General features: G+C 37.2%; 24 protein-coding genes. 17 read left to right on the top strand and 7 right to left on the bottom strand.

The window, feature by feature from the left end:
* The 7 genes from trpC to AC3WVA_RS10305 all read left to right on the top strand — a co-directional run bounded on the left by trpC (window position 1) and on the right by AC3WVA_RS10305 (window position 6,162).
* Window positions 1–762, top strand: a complete 762-nt coding sequence (trpC, locus tag AC3WVA_RS10275; protein WP_048526737.1) for an indole-3-glycerol phosphate synthase TrpC — start codon at window positions 1–3, stop codon at window positions 760–762.
* Window positions 759–1,373 carry a phosphoribosylanthranilate isomerase gene (locus AC3WVA_RS10280; RefSeq protein ID WP_098521085.1) on the top strand — a complete coding sequence of 205 codons (615 nt, stop codon included), beginning with the start codon at window positions 759–761 and terminating at the stop codon, window positions 1,371–1,373. Before trpC ends, AC3WVA_RS10280 begins: the two co-directional genes overlap by 4 nt.
* Window positions 1,370–2,563, top strand: coding sequence for a tryptophan synthase subunit beta (trpB, locus tag AC3WVA_RS10285; RefSeq protein ID WP_071758958.1), 1,194 nt, complete (start codon window positions 1,370–1,372; stop codon window positions 2,561–2,563). Before AC3WVA_RS10280 ends, trpB begins: the two co-directional genes overlap by 4 nt.
* Before the next feature lie 3 nt (window positions 2,564–2,566).
* On the top strand, window positions 2,567–3,343 hold the full coding sequence (trpA, locus tag AC3WVA_RS10290; protein ID WP_098344730.1) for a tryptophan synthase subunit alpha: 777 nt from the start codon (window positions 2,567–2,569) through the stop codon (window positions 3,341–3,343).
* Between the two features lie 74 nt (window positions 3,344–3,417).
* On the top strand, window positions 3,418–3,777 hold the full coding sequence (locus AC3WVA_RS10295) for a DUF4029 domain-containing protein (protein WP_098344729.1): 360 nt from the start codon (window positions 3,418–3,420) through the stop codon (window positions 3,775–3,777).
* A gap of 110 nt (window positions 3,778–3,887) precedes the next feature.
* On the top strand, window positions 3,888–5,387 hold the full coding sequence (locus AC3WVA_RS10300) for an L-lactate permease (protein ID WP_492321888.1): 1,500 nt from the start codon (window positions 3,888–3,890) through the stop codon (window positions 5,385–5,387).
* A gap of 91 nt (window positions 5,388–5,478) precedes the next feature.
* On the top strand, window positions 5,479–6,162 hold the full coding sequence (locus AC3WVA_RS10305) for a DUF2278 family protein (protein ID WP_098881090.1): 684 nt from the start codon (window positions 5,479–5,481) through the stop codon (window positions 6,160–6,162).
* A 14-nt stretch (window positions 6,163–6,176) separates the two neighbouring features.
* Here AC3WVA_RS10305 and AC3WVA_RS10310 read toward each other — a convergent pair whose 3' ends face one another.
* Window positions 6,177–7,010, bottom strand: coding sequence for a hypothetical protein (locus tag AC3WVA_RS10310; RefSeq protein ID WP_098344726.1), 834 nt, complete (start codon window positions 7,008–7,010; stop codon window positions 6,177–6,179).
* 198 nt (window positions 7,011–7,208) lie between these two features.
* Between AC3WVA_RS10310 and AC3WVA_RS10315 the strand changes: the two genes are divergently transcribed.
* Entirely contained in the window at window positions 7,209–7,994 is a 786-nt protein-coding gene (locus AC3WVA_RS10315; protein ID WP_098881091.1) for a zinc ribbon domain-containing protein, read from the top strand.
* 19 nt (window positions 7,995–8,013) lie between these two features.
* Window positions 8,014–9,249, top strand: a complete 1,236-nt coding sequence (locus tag AC3WVA_RS10320; RefSeq protein ID WP_492321889.1) for a TcaA 3rd/4th domain-containing protein — start codon at window positions 8,014–8,016, stop codon at window positions 9,247–9,249.
* A gap of 43 nt (window positions 9,250–9,292) precedes the next feature.
* Here AC3WVA_RS10320 and AC3WVA_RS10325 read toward each other — a convergent pair whose 3' ends face one another.
* On the bottom strand, window positions 9,293–9,724 hold the full coding sequence (locus tag AC3WVA_RS10325; protein WP_048526746.1) for a hypothetical protein: 432 nt from the start codon (window positions 9,722–9,724) through the stop codon (window positions 9,293–9,295).
* A 199-nt stretch (window positions 9,725–9,923) separates the two neighbouring features.
* Between AC3WVA_RS10325 and AC3WVA_RS10330 the strand changes: the two genes are divergently transcribed.
* The 3 genes from AC3WVA_RS10330 to AC3WVA_RS10340 all read left to right on the top strand — a co-directional run bounded on the left by AC3WVA_RS10330 (window position 9,924) and on the right by AC3WVA_RS10340 (window position 12,404).
* Window positions 9,924–11,258 carry an FAD-dependent oxidoreductase gene (locus tag AC3WVA_RS10330; protein ID WP_098881093.1) on the top strand — a complete coding sequence of 445 codons (1,335 nt, stop codon included), beginning with the start codon at window positions 9,924–9,926 and terminating at the stop codon, window positions 11,256–11,258.
* Window positions 11,259–11,358: 100 nt separating this feature from the next.
* Window positions 11,359–11,847 (top strand): GNAT family N-acetyltransferase, encoded by a 489-nt coding sequence (locus tag AC3WVA_RS10335; RefSeq protein ID WP_492321890.1) that lies wholly within the window; start codon window positions 11,359–11,361, stop codon window positions 11,845–11,847.
* A gap of 146 nt (window positions 11,848–11,993) precedes the next feature.
* A complete protein-coding gene (locus AC3WVA_RS10340) occupies window positions 11,994–12,404 on the top strand; it encodes a DUF3908 family protein (RefSeq protein WP_098344721.1) in 411 nt (136 codons plus the stop codon).
* Window positions 12,405–12,434: 30 nt separating this feature from the next.
* Here AC3WVA_RS10340 and AC3WVA_RS10345 read toward each other — a convergent pair whose 3' ends face one another.
* The 5 genes from AC3WVA_RS10345 to odhA all read right to left on the bottom strand — a co-directional run bounded on the left by AC3WVA_RS10345 (window position 12,435) and on the right by odhA (window position 22,218).
* Window positions 12,435–13,976 (bottom strand): SagB family peptide dehydrogenase, encoded by a 1,542-nt coding sequence (locus AC3WVA_RS10345; RefSeq protein ID WP_492321891.1) that lies wholly within the window; start codon window positions 13,974–13,976, stop codon window positions 12,435–12,437.
* A 16-nt stretch (window positions 13,977–13,992) separates the two neighbouring features.
* Complete coding sequence (locus AC3WVA_RS10350) at window positions 13,993–15,942, bottom strand: TOMM precursor leader peptide-binding protein (RefSeq protein WP_492321892.1); 1,950 nt, start codon at window positions 15,940–15,942, stop codon at window positions 13,993–13,995.
* Window positions 15,939–17,858, bottom strand: a complete 1,920-nt coding sequence (locus AC3WVA_RS10355) for a putative thiazole-containing bacteriocin maturation protein (protein WP_098344718.1) — start codon at window positions 17,856–17,858, stop codon at window positions 15,939–15,941. The genes AC3WVA_RS10350 and AC3WVA_RS10355 overlap by 4 nt, the downstream gene beginning before the upstream one ends.
* A gap of 122 nt (window positions 17,859–17,980) precedes the next feature.
* Window positions 17,981–19,216, bottom strand: coding sequence for a 2-oxoglutarate dehydrogenase complex dihydrolipoyllysine-residue succinyltransferase (odhB, locus tag AC3WVA_RS10360; RefSeq protein WP_492321893.1), 1,236 nt, complete (start codon window positions 19,214–19,216; stop codon window positions 17,981–17,983).
* 134 nt (window positions 19,217–19,350) lie between these two features.
* Complete coding sequence (gene odhA / locus AC3WVA_RS10365; RefSeq protein ID WP_098881099.1) at window positions 19,351–22,218, bottom strand: 2-oxoglutarate dehydrogenase E1 component; 2,868 nt, start codon at window positions 22,216–22,218, stop codon at window positions 19,351–19,353.
* Between the two features lie 825 nt (window positions 22,219–23,043).
* Here odhA and AC3WVA_RS10370 point away from each other — a divergent pair.
* The 5 genes from AC3WVA_RS10370 to AC3WVA_RS10390 all read left to right on the top strand — a co-directional run bounded on the left by AC3WVA_RS10370 (window position 23,044) and on the right by AC3WVA_RS10390 (window position 24,617).
* Complete coding sequence (locus tag AC3WVA_RS10370; protein ID WP_000428510.1) at window positions 23,044–23,253, top strand: helix-turn-helix transcriptional regulator; 210 nt, start codon at window positions 23,044–23,046, stop codon at window positions 23,251–23,253.
* A 2-nt stretch (window positions 23,254–23,255) separates the two neighbouring features.
* Window positions 23,256–23,633 (top strand): permease, encoded by a 378-nt coding sequence (locus tag AC3WVA_RS10375; protein WP_492321894.1) that lies wholly within the window; start codon window positions 23,256–23,258, stop codon window positions 23,631–23,633.
* A gap of 28 nt (window positions 23,634–23,661) precedes the next feature.
* Window positions 23,662–23,844 carry a DUF3976 domain-containing protein gene (locus AC3WVA_RS10380; RefSeq protein WP_001178300.1) on the top strand — a complete coding sequence of 61 codons (183 nt, stop codon included), beginning with the start codon at window positions 23,662–23,664 and terminating at the stop codon, window positions 23,842–23,844.
* Window positions 23,845–23,969: 125 nt separating this feature from the next.
* Window positions 23,970–24,329: a hypothetical protein gene (locus AC3WVA_RS10385; protein ID WP_071758951.1), complete on the top strand. Its 360-nt coding sequence runs from the start codon at window positions 23,970–23,972 to the stop codon at window positions 24,327–24,329.
* Between the two features lie 18 nt (window positions 24,330–24,347).
* Window positions 24,348–24,617: a hypothetical protein gene (locus AC3WVA_RS10390; protein ID WP_048526758.1), complete on the top strand. Its 270-nt coding sequence runs from the start codon at window positions 24,348–24,350 to the stop codon at window positions 24,615–24,617.
* Window positions 24,618–24,771: the final 154 nt, after the last annotated feature.

Here is a 24,771-nt window from a genome sequence, read left to right on the forward strand (position 1 = left end):
GTGGGGACGATTTTAGACAAAATTGTAGACCAAAAGAAAAAAGAAGTTGCGGCATTATATGAAACGTATACACCAATAGAAGAAAGTAGAAAGACACATTCACTTGTAGAAGCATTACAGCAGTTTACTGTCATTGCAGAAGTAAAGCGAGCATCACCATCAAAAGGAGATATTAATTTACACGTTGATGTACGAAAACAAGTAAAAACATATGAAGAATGCGGCGCAGGAGCAGTTTCTGTTTTAACAGACGGTCAGTTTTTTAAAGGATCGTTGCATGATTTACAAACGGCGAGAGAAGAAAGTAACATTCCGCTTTTATGCAAAGATTTCATAATCGATAAAATTCAAATTGATAGAGCGTATGAAGCTGGCGCAGATATTATTTTATTAATCGTAGCGGCGTTAACGGAAGAGAAGTTAAAAGAGCTATATAGTTACGTACTAGAAAAAGGATTAGAAGCGATTGTTGAAGTTCATGATGAGCAGGAATTAGAAATTGCGATCCAATTAAATCCGCACGTTATCGGTATTAACAATCGTAATTTAAAAACGTTTGAAGTGGATTTAAACCAAACGGAAAAGCTCGGGAAACGATTAAATGAGGAGAAATTACTTTGGATTAGCGAAAGCGGGATTCATTCAAAAGAGGATATTATTCGTGTTAAAAAAGCAGGAGCAAAAGGTGTATTAGTTGGGGAAGCGCTTATGACATCATCTTCTATTCGTACCTTTTTTGAAGATTGTAAGGTGAACATATGAAAGTGAAAATTTGTGGCATCACGAATATCGAAACAGCAAAACGTGCTTGCGAATACGGAGCAGATGCACTCGGATTTGTTTTTGCAGAAAGTAAACGGAAAATTACCCTGGAGCAGGCGAAAGAAATTATTACGGAACTTCCGGCACACGTGTTAAAGGTTGGTGTTTTCGTAAATGAATCAGTAGAGGTAATCCAGAAAATTGCAGATGAATGCGGGTTAACGCATGTGCAACTACATGGGGATGAAGATAACCATCAAATTAAGAGATTGAATATTCCGTCTATAAAAGCTCTCGGAGTAACTTCAGAGGCCGATATGAAAAACGCTCAAGCATATGAAACGGATTATATATTGTTTGATAGCCCAAAAGAAAAGTTTCACGGTGGAAATGGAAAGATATTTTCATGGGAGTTACTCACGCATATGCCAAAAGAGTTACGCGAGAAAACGATATTAGCTGGTGGATTAAACGCTCTTAATATAGAAGAAGCGATTCGGACAATTCAGCCATACATGGTCGATGTAAGTAGCGGGGTGGAGACAGAAGGAAAGAAAGATGTAGAGAAAATAAAACAATTCATTAAAAAAGCGAAGGAGTGTTCTAAATGAATTACGCATATCCAGATGAAAAAGGTCACTACGGTATATACGGAGGACGATACGTTCCAGAAACGTTAATGCAATCTGTATTAGAGCTAGAAGAAGCATATAAAGAAGCGATGCAAGATGAAGCGTTTCAAAAGGAATTAAATCATTATTTAAAAACGTACGTTGGAAGAGAAACACCACTTTATTTCGCTGAAAATATGACGAAGTATTGCGGCGGTGCAAAGATTTATTTAAAACGTGAAGATTTGAACCATACAGGAGCTCACAAAATTAACAATACAATCGGTCAGGCACTTCTTGCGGTACGAATGGGCAAGAAAAAAGTTGTCGCTGAAACAGGGGCAGGACAACACGGTGTTGCAACCGCTACTGTATGTGCTCTACTCGGATTAGAATGCGTCATCTTTATGGGAGAAGAAGATGTGAGACGTCAAAAATTAAATGTGTTCCGAATGGAATTACTCGGAGCGAAAGTAGAAAGCGTAGCGGCAGGTAGCGGTACATTAAAAGATGCGGTAAACGAGGCACTTCGTTACTGGGTTTCACACGTGCACGATACGCACTACATTATGGGATCAGTTCTCGGACCGCATCCATTCCCGCAAATTGTTCGTGATTTCCAAAGTGTAATTGGGAAAGAAACGAAAAAACAATATGAAGCGTTAGAAGGGAAGTTACCAGAAGCAGTCGTTGCTTGTATTGGAGGCGGTAGTAATGCGATGGGAATGTTTTATCCGTTCGTGCATGATGAAGAAGTCGCTCTTTACGGCGTTGAAGCAGCTGGAAAAGGCGTTCATACAGAAAAGCACGCAGCTACTTTAACGAAAGGAAGCGTTGGTGTTTTACACGGATCGATGATGTATCTTCTGCAAAATGAAGAAGGACAAATTCAAGAAGCTCACTCTATTTCAGCAGGACTTGATTACCCAGGTGTTGGGCCAGAACATAGCTTACTAAAGGATATTGGACGCGTTTCTTATCATTCCATTACAGATGATGAAGCGTTAGAAGCATTTCAATTATTAACGAAAAAAGAAGGGATTATTCCGGCTTTAGAAAGCTCACACGCTGTCGCATACGCTTTAAAATTAGCGCCGCAAATGAAGAAAGAAGAAGGACTTGTCATTTGCTTATCTGGCCGCGGAGATAAAGATGTAGAGAGTATAAAACGTTATATGGAAGAGGTGTAAAAAATGGGAGTAGAAAAAATTAAAGCAGCGTTTGAAAGTGGTAAGAAAGCATTTATTCCGTACGTAATGGGCGGAGATGGTGGTCTTGAAAAATTAAAAGAAAGAATTCGTTTTTTAGATGAAGCGGGAGCGAGCATCGTTGAAATTGGCATCCCGTTTTCAGATCCAGTTGCAGACGGTCCAACGATTCAAAGAGCGGGGAAACGAGCGCTAGATGGCGGTGTAACAGTAAAAGGCATTTTTCAAGCATTGATAGAGGTAAGGAAAGAAGTACAAATTCCGTTTGTACTCATGACATATTTAAATCCAGTACTCGCATTCGGAAAAAAACAATTCATTGAGAGATGCTTAGAAGCGGGTGTAGACGGCATCATCGTTCCAGATTTACCGTATGAAGAACAAGATATTATTGCGCCGCTCCTTCGAGAGGCGAATATCGCTTTAATTCCACTCGTTACCGTAACGAGCCCAATTGAGCGAATCAAAAAAATTACGAGTGAATCAGAAGGATTCGTATACGCCGTTACAGTAGCGGGCGTAACAGGAGTACGTCAAAATTTTAAAGAGGAGATTCATAGTTACTTAGAAAAAGTAAAATCACATACGCATTTACCAGTAGTGGCAGGGTTCGGTATTTCAACAAAGGAACATGTAGAAGAAATGATTACAATATGTGACGGCGTTGTCGTTGGAAGTAAAGTTATTGAGCTGTTAGAAAATGAAAAACGAGAAGAAATATGTGAATTAATACAGGCAACAAAACAAAAAGAAGAGGCATAAGTCTCTTCTTTTTGTTTTGCGTAATAAATGTTAAAATATACAGAAAATACATATAATTTAGAGGGTGAGAAAGCATGCTAAGACGGAAACTACTATATCTTCTTTTAACTGTACCATTATACGCTTGGCTCATTAGCATGACGAAAATAGAGTTGATGGCTCTATTTGTAGGATATGTATTCATCTTTTCCAACTTAAATCGCATTCAAGAACAATCTATTTTAGAAATATGTATATTTTCGATTAGTATAGAACTATTTAGTATCGTTTCAATTGTATTATTAAATGAATTATTCAGATGGATCCATTCATTTGAATTAATGAAATTTGGAAATGTTGTATTGCAAGTCATATGTGCTTATATTGTGTTTGTTCTGTTAGACAAAATAATGAGGCAGCAAAACGTTTTTCATGATCATAGAAAATGGGAATGAAAAGGAGTCATTTGGCTCCTTTTTTGAATCTGTTGTAAAAATAATTGAAAATCATGACATCTGTTATATAATAGTTAAAAATTGTATTTTAAATGAAAAGAGATGATAACATGGCCATATTGTTGGCACTTATCCCAATTATGATGATCTTCATTTGTTTATTTTTATTTAAACAAACGTCATTACGATCCTCTTTAATTGCTTACGTTGTGTCTGTTGGAATCGTTTTACTCTCGCCAACGTTTCAACTAGGGATAAGTGAAACTGTGCACGCAACGATTAAAGGATGGTTAATTTGTTTTATTGTCGGGTACGTGTTGTTTTTCGGTATTTTTTTATTTCACCTCATGAACAAAATGGGGTACATCGATCAAGTAGCACGTTTTCTAGAAGAAGTTACGCATGATCGTTTATTACAAATGCTGCTCATGTGTTTTGGTATTTGCCCACTAATTGAATCAGTAAGTGGATTCGGAATTGGCTTCATGGTTGCAGCACCTATCTTTCTATCATTAGGCTATAAACCGTTTCAAGCTGTACTACTTTCATTTATCGGTTTACTAGCTAGCTCATGGGGCGCAATGGCAACTGGTACAATTATCGGTTCGCAGCTTATAAACATACCGCTTACAACACTTGGCACAAATACAGCACTATTAAGCATTCCGATGTTTGCCTATTTCGTCATTCTGTCTTTACACGTTGTTGGTGGCTGGCAGGCTGTGATTGAAAAGTGGAAAGAAGGATTCGGTTTCTTTTTATTATTCTCTCTCGGAATCTATCTTTCTAATGCATACGTAAGTGTTGAACTAGCAGGTATATTAAGTTCTATCGTTACAATTACATTTGGCTTTCTTATCATTAAATTAAAAGGGAACAATGAACAAAGTCTAATGACAGAACATGCTGCAGCAACGGAGAGAGAAGTATCCATTATAAAAATTATTAGCCCTTATATATTCTTAACAGTTTGTATTTTACTTTCTCGCCTCGTTCCAGCATTACATGATTTGTTCCGGTCATATGCCGTTCTTGATTTAAAATCATACTCTTATAAACTGGAGCTACTATATTCACCAGGATTTTGGCTCGGTATGACTTGCTTATTTACTATTATTTTCTTCCGTATTCCATCTCATATTATTAAACAATCAATCACGCAAACAATAAAACAATGGATTCCCTTTGCGATTACGACGACAATGTTTATCGCCATTTCAGAACTAATGGGTGCATCTGGCATGCATTCATTACTGGCAAAAACAGCTGGTGAAACGTTTGGAACATTTTTCGTTTTCGTTGCTCCGTTTATCGGAGGAATCGGTGGATTCTTAACAGGTAGTAACGCAGGATCAAATGCGATGTTTATAAAACTGCAAATGCAAACTGCACAAAACGTAGCACTCCCGTGGCAATACGTCACAACACTGCAAAACACCGCATCATCAGTAGCGACAATTGCTTGCCCGTCACGGATTACACTAGGGGCGTATTTATGTAACATTCCTTATCGTGAAAATGAATTGTTAAAGAAGACGACGTTAATGATCTTTGGTGCAATTTTGCTAGTAGTGGTAGAGGTTATTGTCTGGTATATGTTGAGAAAATAAGAAATCCTCCTGAGAAAGGAGGATTTTCTTTTTATATGGATAATGCCTTAAGTATGAAAAGCTTCTACTAAGTGAATAGGAGATGAAATGTATGCCCCTAAAAAACTACGGCGTGTTAAAAGGTACAGTTATACAATCAAAGATTGGAAAAGGGAAAACACCTCATTATCAAGTTCATTTACAAGGCGAAGCAAAAGCGGATTATCGTATTGCAATTAACGTAAAGTCACAAAGTTATCCGTCAGAAGTTTTATATTTTGCGAGTAATGATATCCGGTCAGAAGCAATTCATATTTTACCGACATTGCCATTTGGTTTTACCGAAATAAAAAACAATGAGCCGGAAGTAGCTTTAGATTATGTAAGAGGTAATTTATTTGATTCAAAGCAAATGATTCCTTTACCAGCTGAAAAAGCGGGTGTTGATAATGATTTAAATGAAAAAATAGAACGGTATATAGAACGAGCGATAGAAGAGAAAGCGACCATTTACGCGTTCGGTGAAAGATGGGGACCAGAAGAAAATACACCCGATTCTTATTTTCATTTTGAACCAGGAAATGGTATACACGATATTCATATGAATCAAGGGAATGTAGAGAAATGGAAAGGCGATAATGGTATATGGCAAGATGGAGGCATACTCATTCACTTCGAAAAGGAAGAAGAATGGATTGGTATCTTTCTAGCCTTCCAGTCGCAGTCATGGTGTACGGATGATGAGGGACATGCTCGCGTTCCGGTTGAGCATTGTGATTATAAGAGTAATAATTGAGGAGAAGAGGGCGTTCAAAACGAACGCCCTCCTCTTATTTTATAAAACCAAAAACTAACAAGTGTAGAAATACAAGAGAACAGTAGCGCCACACTAGAAAATGCAATGAGGTACATATTATACTTCATCACTTTTCCAATGAGCTGGTTACTATCGTACTGAAATAGTCCTGCGATTATGTTGAATAAAAATAATACGATAAACATGACGATCACACCGTCTATTGATCCTTTAATATCTGGTTTACTTAAAGCGATATGTGCAGAAATACAAATGGCGATAAATAAAAATAACCAAAAGGAAGGATTCAATACATTACTTATTGTAAATAAGCTTTTCAATAATACGAACGTCGACAAGAGCATGTTTTGAACCATTTCTATATTAATAGAAGTAGAAGCAATTGTTTTTTCGAGAGTTGTATTAAATAAGAAATATGAATTTGGTACGAAATAGCGCATTAGAAGGATTAATGCAGTGATACCGGAAATAATAGGACCGATTCCAATGAAGAAGTTCCCAATTCGTTGATATACACTTTTTTGATTGTATTGATGTTGTACGTAACCTAAAGCACCTTGACTTGTATCTGTTGGGAAAAACTGCGTTGCTACAATTTTATGACGAAATAGTACACACATAATGGCATGTCCAAGTTCATGAATAGGAACACCGATCCACGCCGTTAAAAGGAATCCTTTTCTTCCGAAAGCTCTCGACCAATACATGCGTGTGAGAGATTCTAAATAGCCTAATAGAAATCCAATTACAATGATAACGCCAATTAAGGAAAATAATTGGATTACGCTTGTAAGGAGTATTTGAAAAATTGAGTTTACCAATTCCATTGCCAGTCATCCAATCTGTTAAAAATGTTATTTGTTCTGTTTCATAATAGCATTATTTTTCAAGATTGCTAGCACATATATTTTCATTTGAAAGAAGGATTTCAGAATCTGTTTCTTGTAGTCATGTTTTATGTACAAAGTCATATATTGAATTTGTAACACCCTATATGGTATCTGCTTAAGGGGGGGAATAAGAGAATGAACTGTCCGGCGTGTCATACGGAAAATGCAGCAGAGGCAAAGTTTTGCGGGAATTGTGGACATTCGTTGACGGAGGAAGTAGTAGCGAGTGGCGCACAGGAAGAAGGTGAGCAACAGGAACGCGTAGATTTAGCAAAGGAAACTCGACCAAATGAAACGGTAGAGCAAGCGAAGCGGTTTGCAAGTGGCTATTTTCAGTTTTTTAAACACGCATTACAAGCACCGACAGCTATTATGAAAAGTGGCAAAGTTGAAGTGCGAAATGGAATTATAAGTCTTGTTCTTATTTGTTTTTTAGGAGCATGTATTTTTTATAGAGTGATGAGTGTTGCAGCAACTGTTACGAAAACATTTGCACCAGATATACCTACTCCTACATTCTTTTTGGACTCTGTAACGGTCTTTTTATTTTTACTCATTTTAACTTTATTTGTCGGGTTTATTATTTTTGTTAGTGGGAAGATGATGAAATCATCTTTTTCGTTTCTTGAAGTATTCGGCATATGGGGAACGATAGCGACTCCGGCAATTGCTATATTAGTGTTTTCTTTTCTGTTTAGCTTTTTATTAATTTTTTTCTTACCAATCTTATTAGGGCTGGCTACAACATATATGGGAATTAGTATAATTGTAGCTACAGTAAAACTAGATAACGGTGGATTAGATCTTGTTTACACTCTTTTTATCGCAAATATTTTCATTGGAATTGCAACGTTTATCGTGTTTTGGTCTTACATAAACACGATAATTCAAACCTTTACACAAGGATTAACTGGCCTCTAAAGAAAAGGTGGTTGAATGGATGAATGTATGTACAAAGTGTGGGACTCAGCTTGAAGACGGTGTGCAATTTTGTCAAAACTGCGGTCAGAAGAGAGAACGTCTTGTCGTAAAGAAGAAAATGAGCGGCGGTACAAAAGTTGGCATTACACTTTTAACATTACTTGCAGTAGTAATTGTTGGACTGTATTTGTACGGATCATCGTACTATAAGCAGTCGGCACAAGTAGATCGGATCATTACTATTGTACAAGAGCGGGACGGGGAGAAGTTAGCTGAAATCGTCACGGCAGATGATCCATCAGTTACTGTAACGAGAGAGAGTCTAATGCCACTATTTTCGTATATAAAAGAAAATCCATCTTATGTGAATGAATTGAAAGAACAGTTAAGGATAGGTGAAAAACAAGGGAACGGAATCGAAAGAACAGACTTTTCTTTAACGAAAGATGGAAAGTATTTTTTTATCTTTGATCGGTATAAATTGAAAACGAAGACGTATTATACGACGCTGCTTACAAATGAAAAAGGTACATCTTTAAAAATGAACGGAAAAGAAATTGATAAGTCTGATGACAAAAAGTTTGAGAAGCAATATGGACCGTTTCTTCCAGGAGTTCAAGTGTTTCAAGCAGAATATAAAAATGACAATGTGAAACTATCACGTGAAGAAAAGGTTGTACTTATGAAACAAAGCCAAAATAACGTAACGGTAGATTTAACGTTGCAAGGTCAATATATTACAGTGCAAACGAACGCACCTGGTGCAACATTGTACGTGAATCAAAAACCAGTTACAGCGCTAGCGGGAGAAGAAATTACGTGGGGACCGGTAGCAACTGATGGAAGTACGACGATTTATTTAGAACGAAATGGAGAAAATGGAAGGGAAACGACGAAGGTAGAAACGGTAACGGCACTATCGTCTTATAATCTTCCATTCCAAAAGAAAGATACAGAAAAAACAGTTGTTTACAATGTTACTCCGCCGTCTACCACTCCGTATGTATATAATGGTTTCATTTTTCCAGATAGTGATATTCGAAAATTAACGAGTACGGACTTAGCATATTTATCGAAAGAACAGTTGAAAATAGCGAGAAACGAAATATACGCAAGACATGGACATATGTTTCAAACGAAAGATATGCAATCGTATTTCTCAAAACAGTCTTGGTATAGAGAAAATCCATATTTTACAGGGAAACTAACAGATATTGAAACTTATAATGTTGAATTGATCAAATCAAGAGAATAAACATGTGAAAAAGGTACAGTGTATAACTGTACCTTTTCTATGGTTATTTATCTGAACCAGGATCCCTTGAGAAAAAGATGTGAAAGAGAAATGTGACTTTACTTGATCCTCCTGATGTACTAGCTTGTATATGGGATAAAGGACCAGACGTTAGAGCTGCCTCGGAATGGGGTGGTACGACTATTTTGAGTGCATGATCTGAATCTGGTGAAGCAGTAACAGTTATTGTATCGTCAGAAAAGTTCAAAATTTTAACAGAACCGACTGGAAAGATGGACTTGCCAGCATGTGATGCTGAAGCGAATTGGGTAGCTTTCCAAATATCTTGCGCAAACGTATCATCGTTAGATAACCAAGCACGAGCGCTGTATATTGTTGCATTAATGGAAAATTCTTGGTCAAGTGAGAGGGCGGGTTTCGGTTCTTTTGGTTCTTGCGGTTCATCTGGAAGCTGGGCGAGAAGGCCGGCGCACATGTATGTTTCACCTACTTTCAATAGTAACTGTTATAGCATATTAAACATGTTGTTTATAAGACACGACGGCTACCTATTCAGGCATAGGTTTGTGCACCAAATTTGAAGATGAAATTCTCTTTCTTTACAATAGAAGTAGGTGTTATTTCTATAAAATATGGAAAACGTAAAGAGTATGTAGAAAAGAAGGAGTGGTAAAGTGAACTATGTCATTATTGGCGGAGATGCAGCTGGTATGAGTGCAGCGATGCAAATTGTAAGAAACGATGAAAATGCAAATGTTGTAACGTTAGAAAAAGGTGAAATTTATTCGTACGCGCAGTGTGGGTTACCATATGTCATTAGTGGTGCTATCGCTTCTACGGAAAAATTAATTGCGCGTAATGTAAAGACGTTTCGTGATAAATATGGAATTGATGCGAAAGTACGACATGAAGTAACGAAAGTAGATACGGAAAAGAAAATGGTGTTCGCAGAGCATACGAAGACGAAAGAAGTTTTTGAATTTCCGTACGATCGATTATTAATTGCGACTGGAGTGCGTCCTGTTATGCCAGAATGGGAAGGTCGAGATTTGCAAGGTGTTCATCTTTTAAAAACAATTCCGGATGCTGAGCGTATATTAAAAACGTTAGAAACGAATAAAGTTGAGGATGTAACTATTATTGGCGGCGGTGCGATTGGACTGGAGATGGCAGAAACATTCGTCGAACTTGGTAAGAAAGTAAGAATGATTGAGAGAAATGATCATATCGGTACGATTTATGATGCAGATATGGCTGAATATATACATAAAGAAGCAAATAAACATCATATTGAAATTTTAAAGAATGAAAATGTAAAAGCATTTAAAGGTAAAGAAAGAGTGGAACAAATTGAAACGGATAAAGGGATGTATAAAGCGGACCTTGTTTTAGTATCGGTTGGAGTGAAGCCAAATACTGGTTTTCTTGAAGGAACAAATATACGTACAAATCATAAAGGGGCAATTGAAGTAAATGCATACATGCAAACGAATGTGCAGGACGTATATGCAGCTGGTGATTGCGCAACACATTATCACGTTATAAAGGAAATTCATGATCATATCCCCCTCGGAACGACTGCCAATAAACAAGGCCGACTTGCTGGACTGAATATGCTTGATAAACGAAGAGCGTTTAAAGGTACGTTAGGTACAGGGATTATTAAATTTATGGATTTGACGCTTGCAAGAACAGGTTTAAATGAAAAAGAAGCAAAAGGATTACATATTCCGTATAAAACAGTTAAAGTAGATTCTACAAATATGGCGGGCTATTATCCAAATGCGAAACCACTGTACTTGAAATTACTATACCGTTCTGACACGAAGCAATTATTGGGCGGACAAGTAATTGGAGAAGAAGGTGTAGATAAACGGATTGATGTAATCGCAATGGCGCTTTTCAATAAAATGAGCATTCACGATTTAGAAGATGTCGACTTAAGTTACGCACCACCATATAACAGCGTTTGGGATCCAATTCAGCAAGCGGCAAGGCGAGCGGAATAGCACTTTTTAAGTGCTATTTTTTTCGTTAAAGGGGAAACATTATTTTTGGCGAATGAAGAGGATTGGAAATAGTTACGTACAAGGAAGGTGATCATTAAAAATGTTTGTAACACTTCAAATAGTTCAAGAATCAGAAAAAGAAATATTACGTAATTTGTATGCACTATATCTACATGACCTCTCTAAGTTCACACCTAATATAACAATTGGAGCAAATGGTTTTTTTGAATACGAAGATTTACATATGTTCTGGGAAAATGATGGAATCAATCCGTATTTTATTAAAAGTGATAATGAGATTGTAGGATTTTTATTACTACTGGAACGTCCATTTTTGAAGAAGGAAAACGATTTTGGTATAAATGACATTTTCATATTGAATCAGTACAAAGGAAAAGGAATCGGTAAACAAGTTATTGAGAATGTACTAAAAGAGAAACGAGGACAGTATTTCGTTATCGAACTTGTGAAAAATGTACCAGCTGTTTCTTTTTGGAAGAAAGTATATAGGGAGCTAAACATCGAATTTGATGAGAAAACAGAGTTAATCGATGGTGAAGAATGTCTCGTTCAAACGTTTAAAATATAATGAAATGGATTCTTTTAGTATATTACTTTGAAATTTAACTTTATTTCGAATATACCATTCGCCCTTGAAAACATAGTACGTATCGCTTATATTTTCATATAGTATTTATTTTAAAATAAAGCAATGAACGAACCAGGGGGCGCAGTATGGCAATTAATATGAAAACAATCGAAGAATGGATTGCTGAATCAAACACAAGAAATGAAGAAGACTTGGGACAAGTTATTGAAGAGATGAAAGAAGTATGCGTCGGACTTGATAATGCGACATTAATTTATACGAAAAATGTATTTTGTTTCGGTAAGAAAGTAGAAGTATTGTTCTTCTTCCAAGACCATGTCGTGATTGGACAAGAAAAAGAAGAGTATATTGAGATTGAAAAATTAAAGTATGATGCTATTACACATAGTAACTTAAAAACAAATGATAAAAATACAACGCTAGAATTAAAGTTTGCTAACGGACAATCTATCAATTTAGATAGTTTAAATGATAACTACGGTACGAAAAACTGGTTATTTGCGAGACAAATTAAGAGTATTTTCAAATTAATCTAGTAAAAAAGCACGCCGATGAGCGGCGTGCTTCTAATTACGCAAATCCCCTTTTAACCAATTCCGCGCCCGATACGCCCCAACGGGAATTTGAATGAGAGACGTTTCATTCCCAGTATCTATCCCGTACAACTGATCACATGAATTTGTATCAAAACTTAGTAAAGGATGCCCAGCCATTCCCATTGCGGTCGCTGCGAAAACGAGTTTATGAACGAGTATGCCAGCTTCCATTTGATGAATACGGTAACCTCTATAGCTTAATACATTTGTATAGTAATCTTTCTTTCCGACTACATGTAGGCAAAGCGGTACTTGAAAAAGGTTTACGTTATCCATCGTCATACTAGATTGAAGGGGATAACGAAGGTCTCCGTACCGAAGTGGTTGTATGGAATGCGTTTTACTGTTATAAGCGTAAGCGCCGTTTTCTATATCTTTTACGTTATAAAAACATCCATATAATGAGACGCGTGCATTTTCATTTACATACTTACCGTCAAGGTCGTTGTAATAAGGGAAGGAGAGGCTCGCTTCTTGTAGTAAAGTAGCGAGCTCGGCTGCATCCCATTTTGTTAAAGTAAAGTCAGCATCGGGGGAATACCGTTGTTTACAAAGTTGTAAGAAATCGTATGATAATCGTTCTACTTTCGGTAGTTGTACAGCCTGTGCGTGATGTTGGTAGTGCTCTTCATGGTGTAGTGTTTGGAAGTGTGCTGTCGATTCGATCATAGAAGCATCATTTATTTTTGTTATCATCGGATATTCATTTACATATTTTGAGCGAACGAAATGTTCATGTGCTAACGGCGGAATTTGCTGTAACAACTCATGAGAAGTAACTGTTTTATTTTCACGGTAATCACTGTGAAACCAATTCGTTTGTGGTTCTGTACTTAAAGGAACGACAGCATACACACTTTCTTCGCCTTCTGACAGTCCGAGTAAATGGTTGATTGCCCGGTCTAGAAACTGAAAGTATACACCATTTGTGTAACCGAATTGTTTGGCACATTCCAGTAATTGTCCGATGAGAACACCACTATCTAATCCTTGAAGTCGATATGAAAAGTTATTGTATTTAAAGTAGTTTTTCCAAAACATAGTGGATACGAATGCAGCGCCAAAACAAGACTGTATGTTACAACGATTGCCAAGTGCTTCTGTAATATAAGAATCGAAATTTCCTTCGCGAAGTAAAATAAGTCGGTGGTGTGCAGCGTCGTAATGGTAAATACCGTCTGGATAATCGTCAATCTTTAAATATATATACAATTCATTTGGATATAAAGCGCCGCCTGAAGGGATAGATCTTCGAAATAAAATTTTCTCGCTATTTAACTGACATAACTGTGTTAAACCAAATGAGACCCAAAGGTAATGACCAATCTTCTTCAAAGTAGGTGTAGTAGAAGAGTTAGGTAAAGATAATGGGATTTCTAAGGAGAGTGGAATGATAGGTACATTTCGATATAGTTTATAAGGAAGCGGTGCATCTTCCCAGTCCACTTCCTGATTCGGCATAATTTCATCAATAGAAAAATGGAGATGATGTAAAAAAGTATCCAGCTGCATAGAATCCCCTCCTTTACTATGGAAACGGATGCGGATGTGGATTTAATTGTTCATTCGTTAAAGGTTCATTTGTATATCCAAGTGTCATCGGCACAATATACACTCTATCCAGTCCTGTAACCCGAGTGAGATGGTGGCCGAACGTCATCGGTAGCATGCCTGGAATAATGACTTTTACGCAATGTAATCCGTTTTTTTCTATGAGAGGTACTGTTTGATCTACAACGATTACGTCAAGTCTAGATTGCTCTAGACGGTTTAAAAGTTGATGAAGATCGGATGTTAAATCTAGATGAACTGATTGTAGTGCATTCATTTCTTGGAACGATTGCATCGGTGCATCGTCACGTAAAAGGAAGTGAAGACGTTCTTCTGCTTCTTTCAATCCGTACAGCATACTGTGGTCTTCCATTTTATTTACGAGATAAGGGTCTTGTAAGCAGTTTTCGTAGTGCTCTCTTTTTTGTTCGAGTTCGTCGTCTGTTATTAGTAACATACCTGCTATTTCGTGAATGGCACTCTTTAAAGCGCGGACTGGGTCCAAATGAGAGCCTCCAGCACAAACAACGTTCATTCCATTTTCTCGCGTATTTTTCGCGATTACCCATAAGCTTGGAATACCGTGTTCCATCGTTGCGTTAAAGGCATGCAATTCATAACCGGTAATCGTGTACAGCCGCTGAATCATTAATTGTAATTCCGTATCATTTGCCGAACTAAGATCAAGGCGGGGAAGAGGTAATTCCGCATACCAAGTGAGTAAAAAGGCGTCACGTTCTACAATTTCTAAAATGCCGTGAAAAATTGCTTCTTCTAAACTACCACCAATGGCACATCCATTTGATGTTTCATATACGTAAGCATCCCGATGACCGAGGCTATAATAAGCGATCGATTCAGGAACTAAAATCGGCTGGTTTTGTAGTAAAGAGTATCCCCATACCCAGTTTTGTTCGTAGTCAGGATCAAATGGTTTAAACGGAAAACTATCACGATTGTAATGTTCATTTGTATGTACACCGAGGGAGAGGGGATTTAGTGCATAATCCTCTAACTCACGAAAACTCCCGTGTACATTTGTCTTTTTTCCTCGAGGTGACATACCACAATATCGTTCTAAACCTTCTAAAATAGCAGTTGCTTCACTTATTGCAAATGAATGAGTTCGGCCTGCAACACCTTCATTTCCAAACATTAATGGCATGTTTATAATAACGTCAGCAAACGGTAATAAAGAATGCTGCATTTTTCCGTTCAACATACCGACGCGGTAATCTAAATAATCTCTCGTTAAAAATGTGTTTAGTTCATGAATGGAACGACAGCGATATGTTGTATCACTTGTTTTTAAGCTCGGTTGTAACGAAATCACAGCTGCATCTGCCGTGTCATCAGGTAAATTGCTACATACAGGGCAGAGCGGATCAGGAAGAAAAGAATGCCGCGTACATTGCAGTGTTTGTAAGTTCAGTAAAATGAGTTCATTTTCTAAAGAAGAAGGATGATGAGCTAATATTTTCTCTGTCTCTGCGCAAATAAGATGGCACATTTGTAACATGCCATTTTGGGTGGCACGTACATCACGCCTCGTTACGTTCTCTTCTTTCACCGCGTATTTTCGTTGTAGCTCCCACATTTCTTTTTGATCAAAGCCAGCGATAAAGCGTCGTCCATCGGCACAGTGGGTACATCCAGCTGCAAGAGGATGAATGTAAGGACCGATAACCCCTTCACCAAATGAAGTAAACCCGCGTAGCCACGGAATATGATTGGAACGAAAAATTAGCTCGGCATCATGATGAATAGCAGAAGGAGAGCCATCGTGTAATACGAGAGCGAGTTGAATATTTTCAGGGAGTTCGTCTGTAATAGTATGTTGGCGAATGATGGAAAATTGTTCGCTTAATTGATTGTGTACATAGTCTGCAAGTAAGCCATCTCCTATAAGTAATATATTTTGAGTCATAGACTATCCTCCTTTGCAATTAATACCCCGTACACACCATCTAAGTTTTCTTTTAAAAATGGTTCAATTGCTAAATCAAACACGAATGGATAAAAATTATGTTCTTCTAAATGTTGCAAGGCAAGCTGTACAGATTGCGTGCTTGGAATTTCTTCTTCCGCTTGTATTTCTAATCTAAAAGAATCCGTGTCATATAAAATAATAGAGGATTCAGGCAAGATATTAGCTCTGTATGGAGTCTCTTCATTTTGAATGTGAAGAAGTGATAGTTGTAGTGCGTTTCGTAACGCTAACGTCGTATTAATATTAGACGCGCCGTACCATCTATCATGTATACCGACCCAAACGACTGGAAAGCTGAGAATCTCTTCACTTACTGCTATTTTAGGTGTTTCATGAATTGTAGAGAGAGCATCGTAATAAAATCTACAATGTTTATCATGAATTTCGGTTAAGTCGACTGTCGTAATTTCTTCTAGCATATGTGATTGCCGTTCATACAATTTATTATTTAAATGTTGTTGTAATGCCCGGTATACACCTTCTGTCATCGTTTCCCCAGCGCCAATACCGATATCGTTATGTTCAGGAATAAGGCGGTGCATAATTTCTGCTACGTATGTTTCAATTCCTGCTAAACCAGCTTCTCGACGCGCTTCATTATGAGTTAAACCAGCGCAAGTCATAAGAGGCAGGAGGGAAGCAGGACCATCTGATAGTGGTGTAGCTACTTGTATATTGCATTGTGATAACGGTAATTGATATAAATCTTGTTCATCGCATATATGGAATATACCCGCTTCTTTAGAAGTTAATGAATCGAAAAAACGGAATAAATCAGTTGAAGTATGTTGGCTAGACCGATGCTCAAGTTGTTCAGACAGATTTTCTATCGTATCAATTGTAAAACTTTCATCAGTTGCGAGAGGATGTTTTATAAAAGGATGCCACGTTCCTTCGAGTGTTTCATAGTTTAATAAAAAGAATTGTGGATTCTTTTCCCGATGTGAATCATCAGCAACATGTTTAAATAATTCAAAAACGATTATATTTGCTAACATTGCAGATGTAACTGGTGAAAATGATGCTGATGAATGTTCATTTTGTAAAGTTGTTTCATGTAGCCGATGCCATGCGGACTCCCAGCATTCTTCACGATTCGCTGTTACGACAGGGCCAGCTATACCAAGTGTTGATAAACAGACGGCCGGTATGAAATTCTTTCCTATTTCTCTACAAATCGTATGAACTGTTCTTAAACCTTCAATATCTCCGTTTTGAGAAACGTACAAAATCCAGTCGAAAGGCTCGAACACTTCATGAAGGGGACGATCAATTGTCGTATCTATTTCTTGAACAAGTACAGTATCATCTACTTCATGTGCAAGTGCTATTAGCTCATAAATGCGTTCGTAATTCGTATCCTCATAATCTGTCACAAGGTAATGAAAGGTAGGTAATCCGGATTCTAATAAAGAAGAAACTAAGGATGTAAGCATATCTCCAGAACCAACTATAAGGACATTTGCCGCACGATACGTTTCGAATTTTAAAGCACCTGAATGAGAATCTGCTTCTAGAAATTCAATTTGCGAAGCATACCTGTCGAGTAACGCGCTGTTTAATTCATGAGGTGCATCTTGACTTACATCACGGACAAATCCATTTGTATATAAAATCTCTCCAATTTCAAGTACACGATTTTGATAGGGAAGAGGGAGACCATCCGTTATTTCTGCTAAAGAATAATTACCGTCAAACATCGGCATTAATTTTTCAATCCAGTTATAAATTCCGTCACCGTCCATACGAAATGAACTGGCGTTATTTCGAAAATAGACACCCCCGTTTGAGTCGGGGAGGAAGAAGGTATCCTTATTTGCTTTAAGTTTTGCATGAATTGGAAGGTTACTCATTTTAATCCTCCTTACGTTATAGGCATACATTATTAGCTTATGTCATGCGATTTGTCCCATATGAACGCAAAAAAAAGCTGTAGAATGATTCATTCTACAGCTTGTAATAGATTATTAATCCATCAACCTTCTAATAATAATGATTTTGGATCTTCAAGCATATCTTTAACAGCAACAAGGAAGCTAACTGCTTCTTTACCATCAACGATACGGTGATCGTAAGATAAAGCGATGTACATCATTGGACGGTTTTCCATACGTTCTGCATCAATAGCAACAGGACGTACTTGGATTTTGTGCATTCCTAAAATACCAACTTGTGGGCTGTTTAGGATCGGTGTTGACATTAGAGAACCGAACACACCACCGTTTGTAATTGTGAATGTACCACCTTGTAGTTCTTTTAATGAAAGTTTGTTGTCACGTGCTTTTTTACCTAATTCACGAATTTCGCTTTCGATTTCAGCGAAGTTTAATTGGTTCGCATCGCGTACAACTGGAACAACTAATCCATCTGGAGCTGCTACTGCAATACCGATATCATAGAATTTTTTAATGATAAGCTCGTCGCCTTGAATTTCAGCATTTAATAATGGGAATTGTTTTAATGCTGCAACAACTGCTTTTGTGAAGAATGACATGAAACCAAGACGTACATCATGTTTTTTCTCGAAAGCGTCTTTACGCTCTTTACGTAATTCCATGATTGCAGTCATATCAACTTCGTTAAATGTTGTTAACATTGCAGATGTTTGTTGAACTTCTACAAGACGTTTTGCAATTGTTTGACGGCGGCGGGACATTTTCACGCGCTCAACTGGTTTTTCGAATTCCGTTTTTGCAACTGGAGCAGGAGCTGGACTTTTTGGAGCAGCTGGTGCTTCTTTTGGTGCTGTAGCATGAGCTTGTACATCGTGTGGTCTCACACGTCCAAGTGGATCTGTGCTACGTACGTCGTTTAAGTCGATTCCTAATTCACGAGCCATTTTTCTAGCAGCTGGTGATGCGATAGGACGGTTCGTATTTGGTAAACCTTGTAGAGTTGCAGTTTGCTCAGCATTTGGTGCCGCAGCTTTCGGTGCTTCAGCCGTTTCTTGTTTTGGTTGCTCAGCCACTGGTGCTCCGTTTGCATCTAAAATTGCGATAGTTGCGCCAACTTCAACTGTATCCCCAGGTTCGCCTAGTAACTTCGATACAATACCTGAATCTTCTGCAATGATTTCTACATTGACTTTATCAGTTTCAAGCTCAACAACGCTGCCACCTTTCTCAACTTTGTCGCCTACGTTGATAAGCCATTGTGAGATAGTTCCTTCAGTAATAGATTCTGCAAGCTCAGGTACTTTAATTTCGATCATTTTAAATGTCCTCCCCTTATTTGCCTAACGGTGTGTTTTTTCTTCTTTTGTTTTCGGTAATCTCCATTTGTTAGCCTGCCCCCTGGGCAGATATTATGCTCAGGGAACAAGCTAGAAACCTTCATTGTAACTTTTTAGTTGCTGAAAACTTCAATTTCTTGTTTATCTTGACGGAAGTTATACTTCACATCTAAAGCGTGTGAAACAATTAGTTCTTGCTCAGCTTTGTGAGCGAATGGATCGCCACCAGATGGGCTAGAGCGATCTGGGCGTCCAATATAACCTGTTTTCACTTTATCTCCAGCTAGTTCGAACAGAATTGGAGCCATGTAATGCCATGCGCCCATATTACGAGGTTCTTCTTGAACCCAAATAATTTCTTCTAAGTTTTTAAAGCGTTTAATAATAGATTGAATTTTCTCAGCAGGGAATGGGTACAGCTGTTCAATACGAACGACATGAACTTCATCTAAGTTGTAGTCATGTTTACCAGACTCGATTTCTGCTGCTAAGTCAATCGCCATTTTACCTGTGCTTAAAACAAGACGTTTTACTTTGTTTGGTTTCGTGCCAAGGTTTTCTTGTTCTAGAGCAGGTTGGAAACGTCCTTCGCTTAACTGACTAGCAGTTGAAAGCGTAAGTGGGTGACGTAATAAACTCTTCGGCGTCATCAGTACTAATGGTCGAACAGCTTCTGTTCCTAAGATAGATGCTTGACGACGTAAAATATGGAAGTATTGTGCCGCACTCGTTAAGTTTGCAACTGTCCAGTTATTCTCAGCAGCTAACTGTAAGAATCGCTCTGGACGTGCACTAGAGTGCTCTGGTCCTTGACCTTCATAACCGTGTGGTAATAGAAGAACTAAACCAGATTTTTGACCCCATTTTGCTCTTCCTGCTGAAACATATTGATCAAATAATGCTTGCGCAGTATTTGAGAAGTCACCATATTGCGCTTCCCACATAACAAGCGTTTCTGGAGCGAATACGTTATAACCATACTCGTAACCAACAACAGCAGCTTCTGATAACGGACTGTTATGAACAGAGAATGAAGCGTTAATGTTTGGTAAGCGATGTAATGGTGAATATGTTTCATTTGTATCAGTATCGTGTAATACGATGTGACGATGAGCGAATGTACCACGCTGTGAATCTTGACCAGTTAAACGAATTGGCGTACCTTCTTGTAAAATAGAAGCGAATGCTAATGACTCAGCAAGTGCCCATTCAATTTTACCGTTCTCTTCAAGAGCATCTTTACGGCGTTCAAGAATTTTCTTCACTTTCGGATATACGTTAAAGCCTTCTGGCCAAGATAGTAGACCTTCATTAATTGCACGAAGTGAGTCAAGCTCAACACCAGTATCAATTGACTGAATGCCCTTTGCAACAACATCTGGCACTTTAACGTGAATTGTTGCATCGCTCGTATCAGCTGGTGGTACTTGTGCATAGTCAGACTTTAATTGTTCTTGCGTAAACTGTGTAATTGTTTCAACCTCATCTGCATTTAGAACACCAGCAGCTTGTAATTGATCTGCATAAATTGCTCTTACAGTTGGGTGATTTTTAATCTTTTTGTACACTTGTGGTTGTGTAACTGCTGGGTCATCCATTTCGTTATGACCGTAGCGGCGGTAACCAATTAAGTCGATTAAGAAATCTTTTTTGAACAATGTACGATATTGAATCGCAAGATTAGCAGCTGCAAGACAAGCTTCCGGATCATCAGCGTTCACGTGAACAATCGGAATATCGAAACCTTTTGCAAGGTCACTTGAATATTTCGTAGAACGAGAATCATAGCTATCAGTCGTAAAACCAACTGCATTGTTTGCGATAACATGAATTGTGCCGCCCGTTTGGTACGCGTTTAATCTGCTTAAGTTCAACGTTTCAGATACAATACCTTGACCAGGGAATGCAGCATCACCATGAACTAAAATTACGAATGATTTTGAAGTATCTTGTTCTGGAAGACCAGATTTTTTACGATTTTCTTGAGCCGCACGTGCGAAACCTTCCACAACAGGGTTAACGAACTCAAGGTGACTTGGGTTATTTGCTAATGTAACGCGAGTGCTAACTTCTTCGTTACTAACGACTTGTTCTCTACCTAAATGGTATTTTACGTCGCCAGTCCAGCCAGAATTAGCTACTGCGCCTTCTATTTTTGCATGTTTGAATTCAGCAAACATGTGACTATATGGTTTTTCTAATACGTGTGCAAGTACGCTTAAACGACCGCGGTGAGCCATACCAATCATGACATCTTCAACGCCATTTTTAGCACCTTCTAGAACAATTTCATCTAGAACAGGTACAAGCATATCAACGCCCTCGATAGAGAAACGCTTTTGCCCAACGAATGTTTTATGCAAGAATTGCTCGAAACCTTCAACAGCTGTTAAACGTTTTAAAAGAGCAGTTCGTTTTTTATTTGATAGTGGTTGACGCAATGAATTTGATTCCACCATTTGATGCAACCACGCGCGTTCTTCACTATCTTGTATATGAGAAAATTCATAAGCTAAAGATTGTGTATACACTTCTTTTAATCTATGAATTACATCAAGTGCAGTGTGAATACCTTCTGGTGCATCTTGCCATACTGTCTTAGCTGGAATCGCTTTCAAATCAGCATCGCTCAGTTCGTTCATTGCTTTCTCAAGAAGAGATTGTCCATTTGCAGCATCTTCCATCGGATTGATGTGAGCCAACGTATGCCCGAAAGAACGAATCTGTTCAACAAGCTGAACGACTTTAAGAATTTTTTCAATGTTCCCTGTGCTTTGAGGAGAAAAATGTGTTGCTGTGTTGTCCCCTGTTACGACATCATCTTGAAACGAAGGAGCTCCAAAAATTTCAAAAAGCTCTTGTAATTCCGGATCAACAGAACCTGCTCCAGTTACGTAAAGATCATACTGTTCAATAACATAACCAAGGTTCGGACCGTGGAACTTGGCCCAAGGGTTTGTCGTTGTATTCTTCCTCGTCATTTGTTTAAACCTCCCAATGCATATAATCCTTTTTCCATACAAAAAGGTGCATTTTGCTCTTTTCAATAATTGATGAACCAATAATCAATGTAAATGTTTTCTTTACTCTTATGTTATTACAATAATTTACATAATACCAAACACTATTACTTATCTGTTTTGTAAAAAAACATTCACAATAACTTATCACCCAAGTTAATCTTTCATGTTATAAAGTAATTTTACAGAAAAATAGGGTGGATATATTTGGTATACCTATACGAATAACTAAAATTGTTACATGTAAATATAAGTATAATAGTTAGAATGTTTCGATAAAAATAAGTTCGAATTATGTATATTGAAATAATAAGCGCTTTCATTGATATTATACAACAATATAACGGAATATAGTATAAAAAATAAAAAATTATGAATTTATCGTAAACTTTATTTAGATAGTGTTAAATATTGAAAGGAAAGTGAAGGATTTCTACAAAAAAAGTTGCTAAACATAAAAAATGCTTCATAAACAGTTAGTTTCTATAAATATGACGAAAAACACCGTAAAACGAGTAACGTATTTTGTGGAATAAAGAGATGAATGAAATATTTTAAAAGAATAAAACAAATATGGAGATATTAAATTTTAAAAAAAGAGAGGAGGAGATATAGTAACGGTTACTTACAGTGTTCCGCGTTTCATTTCAAAATAGACGTGCTGAAAATGAAAAAGTTTCTTCTATATAAATAGAGTGAAGAATGAATAAAACGGGTGTAAAGGAAACTTGACGTAAAGTTTTCTTTACATATATACTCGGTATAAGGGAGGAGGGAGAAATTTCCTTGGAAAATAAAATGGTCGAATACCGAAAAAAATTTGGACTATCTCAAGAAAAATTGGCTGAGAAACTTGGAGTTTCTAGACAAACCATCATTTCAATTGAAAAGGGAAAATACGATCCATCACTTCCGTTAGCATTTGAAATCGCGAAAACATTTCAAACGACGATAGAACATGTATTTATTTATGAAGGAAAAGAAGGGGAGGAATAGGGATGAATTATTCACAAAAGTACTTCGTTATCATGGGAATTATCTTTCTATTTATGAGTGGATTTATGATATTAACAGGGATAATGACACATTCTGCACCACCAGAAATAACTTATCCATTGCTTGGGATGATGATTATGAGTTTTTGCCTAAGTTACCTGCACCCACAATTTAAAGAAAAAGACGAACGAATGAAACTCATTCGTTATAAAGGAATGTTCTTCAGCTTTTTTGCATTAATAGCGTATTATCTTCTTTTCTCTTTCGGCTTAAACTTAAAAATACTTACACTATCTGCTACTGAACTATTGAACATACTAATGGCCCTTACGATGAGTACCGTCTTTATCTCATTTGTTGTTTTGGCAAAAAGATATTAAGATGGAAGAGAGAAAGGAAGATTAACATATGCAAATGATGTATGCTTTTGGCATTGGGCTTGTATTATTTTTAGCCGTATTCTTATTTATTCGTAAAGACGTTCAAGGCGGGACGTTAACGAAACGAGGCTTTTATAAAATGATCGGCTGTTTAGTTGTTATGTTTATAGCGATTATCGTAATGATCGTTTTAATAAATCAGTCACTATAGAATGAACCTTACTTGAGTAAGGTTTTTCTTTTTTGTATAAAATCCGAAAATTCCCACTAAATCCATTTACTACATATAATCGATATTATATAATTTAATAAGATGATAGATAAGGAGAATAGTATATGAATAAAAAAACTATCTTCTTTTTATTAACATGTATACTACTTGTAGCTACTACTACTTATATAATATGTAACAAACGAGAACAAGTGCCACCTATGTTAGTATGGGAGGGACAGGAATACTATGTAACGCATGGACCTGCGAAAGCAGAAGAAGTTGGGCAAAGGCTCGGAGAAGTAACAAAGAAAATTGAAACAAGTAAAAAACCTACTAAAAATAGTGAATCTAACACATTACAAGAAAAAACAGAAGTATTCACAATGATAGAGGAAGAAAAACATCTTCAATCACCTTTAATCATAAAGGAGCCTCATAGTGACGAATATAGAGTAGTAAGACCGATGTTAAAAGTACTATAAAATAAAAAGGAGATCCATATGCAGACAGTAACTTCATATCCATGGTCGTTAAGAAAAATGTTTGTTTTTTTCCTTTGCTTTATCCTTCCACCAATCGGTGCAATTTATATTTTGATGAATAAAGAAGCACTACAAAAGAGAGACTTCATTTTATATGTATTATTTGCTGCTATTAATATATCGCTTTGGTTATCGCTTATGATCTTTGATCGGAGTATGTGGATGGTAGCGGGGCATTATGTGCTTGGAGCAATTGTTATTGTTGTTTCGAATATGAATAAGAGATAGGCCAGCAACCTTAAAGTTGCTGGTTTTTCTTTTGCTATTTATAATGAAGAAACAAATTTTTAATAGAGGGTAGTGGGCGTTATGAGATGGGAAGAGGGAACGTTTGAAAAAATAGAAACGAATGATTCATATAAATGCTATACTAAAAAATGTT

This window comes from Bacillus sp. EB106-04-02-XG92 (assembly GCF_058791995.1).